The sequence below is a fragment of the Schlesneria sp. genome, from assembly GCF_036405755.1.
Taxonomy (GTDB): Bacteria; Planctomycetota; Planctomycetia; order Planctomycetales; family Planctomycetaceae; genus Schlesneria; species Schlesneria sphaerica.
Genome location: NZ_DASWWZ010000251.1, coordinates 1 through 2,468, shown reverse-complemented (window position 1 = coordinate 2,468; position 2,468 = coordinate 1). Strand labels below are relative to the sequence as shown.

At 56.1% G+C, this 2,468-nt stretch carries 3 protein-coding genes; all 3 read right to left on the bottom strand.

Annotation, left to right across the window (positions count from 1 at the left end; all coding sequences use genetic code 11):
• Positions 1 to 254 precede the first annotated feature (254 nt).
• Positions 255 to 752: a 30S ribosomal protein S9 gene (gene rpsI / locus VGE80_RS08875; protein WP_373651111.1), complete on the bottom strand. Its 498-nt coding sequence runs from the start codon at positions 750 to 752 to the stop codon at positions 255 to 257.
• 108 nt (positions 753 to 860) lie between these two features.
• A complete protein-coding gene (rplM, locus tag VGE80_RS08870; protein WP_375314965.1) occupies positions 861 to 1,367 on the bottom strand; it encodes a 50S ribosomal protein L13 in 507 nt (168 codons plus the stop codon).
• A 160-nt stretch (positions 1,368 to 1,527) separates the two neighbouring features.
• The coding region (locus VGE80_RS08865; RefSeq protein ID WP_440592403.1) for a cytochrome c at positions 1,528 to 2,468 on the bottom strand (941 nt) is incomplete at its 5' end.

The following is a 2,468-nucleotide window of genomic DNA, read 5'->3' as shown; positions in this document are numbered from 1 at the left end:
CGGGTTTGTTCGGTCTCTGCCTGATCGAGGCAAAGTCAGCAGAGGCCATTCATTTCATGGTGTCGGAGTGGCGCGGGTGGTGCAGGTCGGTCAGCGATGGTGCATTCCATTCTATCGTTGTCCAGGCGGGACATCCCTTCGCTGGTGTATGGCGTGAAAGAACGAAAAAACCCCGACCGGAAATGATTCCGGCGGGGCCATTCTTGATCAGTCGAACCAGTTCTGTCAAAGCAGAAAGACTGGTCTTGATTGATTTAGCGTTTCGAGAACTGAGGGCTTCGACGAGCTTTCTTGAAGCCGTATTTCTTTCGTTCGACCATTCGGCTGTCTCGGGTGAGGAAGCCGTTTTCGCTCAGCAGGCCGTGCAGGCTGGGGTTCATCGCTTCGAGAGCACGAGCGATACCCATGACGACGGCTCCGGTCTGTCCGGTCGTTCCACCGCCGCTGACGCGGACCCACAGGTCGACCTGTCCGAGCTTTTCAGTCGCACGAAGAGGAGCTTCGATCATCTGCAGGTCACGAATGTTCGTGAAGTAAACTTCGAGTGGGCGGCCATTGATTGAAGTGGCGCCGGATCCGGGCTTCAAACGGACGCGGGCGACGGAAGTCTTACGGCGACCGGTACCGATCGCGACCCCTTGCCGATCCAGCTTGCCGTGAATCTTGACGACAACCGGTTCAGGTGCAACCACCACAGGTTCAGGTGTGGCCGAAAAATTCAGTTCTGGGGAATCAGCAATCGTTTCATCCATCGTATGCTTGCTCAACGGAAGGGTACGGGAAAGTATTCGAAGAAACCGACGTTCTCTGCCGGGACGGGATCACCTGACTCGGCCGTGACCGAAACAGATGCCGACACCTTATTTAGGAAGCAGATGCGACGGCAGTGGTTGTGGTTGTTGGGCCTGGTGGGTGTGATCAGGACCGACGAACAGCTTCAGCTTTGCCAGCATGTGGGTAGCGAGAGCGTTCTTGGGGAGCATTCGCTTGACGGCGAGACGCAGGATCTCGGTCGGGTTCTTTTCCCACAGGTCGATCGCAGGAATGGTGCGCTGACCGCTGGGCCATCCGGTAAACCAGACGTAGCTCTTCTTTGACATCTTGGTCGTGTAGTGCGGATGCTCGCCGTGAGCCATCCGACCGCCGGTGAAGCGAATCTTGTCCGCGTTCACAACGATGACATAGTCACCGGTGTCGACGTGTGGCGTGTAATCGGGGCGATGCTTGCCCATCAGAACCGTCGCCAACCTTGTCGCCAGACGACCAACCGTCATACCTTCGGCGTCAACCACAAACCACTTGGCTTGATGATTCCCGCTGGGACTACGATCGGAAGCTTTTAGAAATGTCGTGCCAGGAGCAATCACAACTACAACCTTCACCCAGATTCACAAATTCAACACAGACACCGACCCAATTTTTTGGGGAACGGGAAATTTAACGACTTCACGCATTCCCTTCAACCGTTGGTGTGAACTTTTGTGGCCATATCTTCCGATTGCCACTCGATTTCACTCGATCCAACCCTTAAAGCGTCTTGAGATATTCAAGAACGGCCCGCTTCTCTTCGGAATTCAGCCGATTCGGGAAGAGATGACCCTGAGGGCTTTTCCCCGGTAAACGCGTGTCGAAATACCTTCTTTTTCGGGCGGGAAGGGTGTCTGCCGCCGGGATTTCGACAAAGTCGGTTACCTCCAGGCCGACGCGTTCCTCATCATACCCATTCTCCGTCCTTTTCCAGATTTGCGGACGAGACTCAGGATTCAGGATGTGCCACAAAGTTGGGACAGAGCCATTATGTAAATAAGGCGCACTAGCCCAGATTCCATCCAGAGGAGGGGCCACATAGCCAACGGGATCGGTTTCGACGGGATCCGCTCCGAATCGGCTCAGCCAGCCTTGCTTCATCCAGGAACGGTGCTCCGGCGTCAACGCGTTCAATCGCAGCGGATCCGTGCCGATTTCGTCAATCGGGACAATCGTCTGCACATATCGAGCGTCGTTTCCGTAGGTTCCATGACACTGCGAGCAATTTTCCCGGAAGACGGCTGCCCCTTGCTGCGCCAGGTTTTCATCGATGGCGAAGGGGTATTTCGGGGGGGAGAGCGACTCGATCCAGGCGAGGATCTCTTCAAATTCCGGCTCCCATTCCGTGAGCTGCTGCGGGGAAACCCGGGGAATCAGGATAAACTGCATCAGAGGTCGCGCTGTCTTGGGTGCGAATCCGTCGGCGTAGAGCGACTCTTTCTTGCGGACGTTCCAGAACGGCGGAGCATCCACGTCATGGTGCTCCAGGCGAGGAAGTTTGCGTGTCAGGTCCACCGACATGTCCGGGTTCCGAAAGGCTCCCAGCGCGATCCCAAAGATGACGGAATTGGTTGTCCCGTCGGTGGTGTTCAGGGGCATCTGCAGCGAGCCGAGATCGAGGTGTGCGAGGGCTTTACCTAACTGCAGTTTGGTGGCGCGCA

What these genes read in the sequence shown, in the direction of transcription:
- rpsI (WP_373651111.1), bottom strand. Translation starts at nt 752, where the DNA reads ATGGATGAAACGATTGCTGATTCCCCAGAACTGAATTTTTCGGCCACA.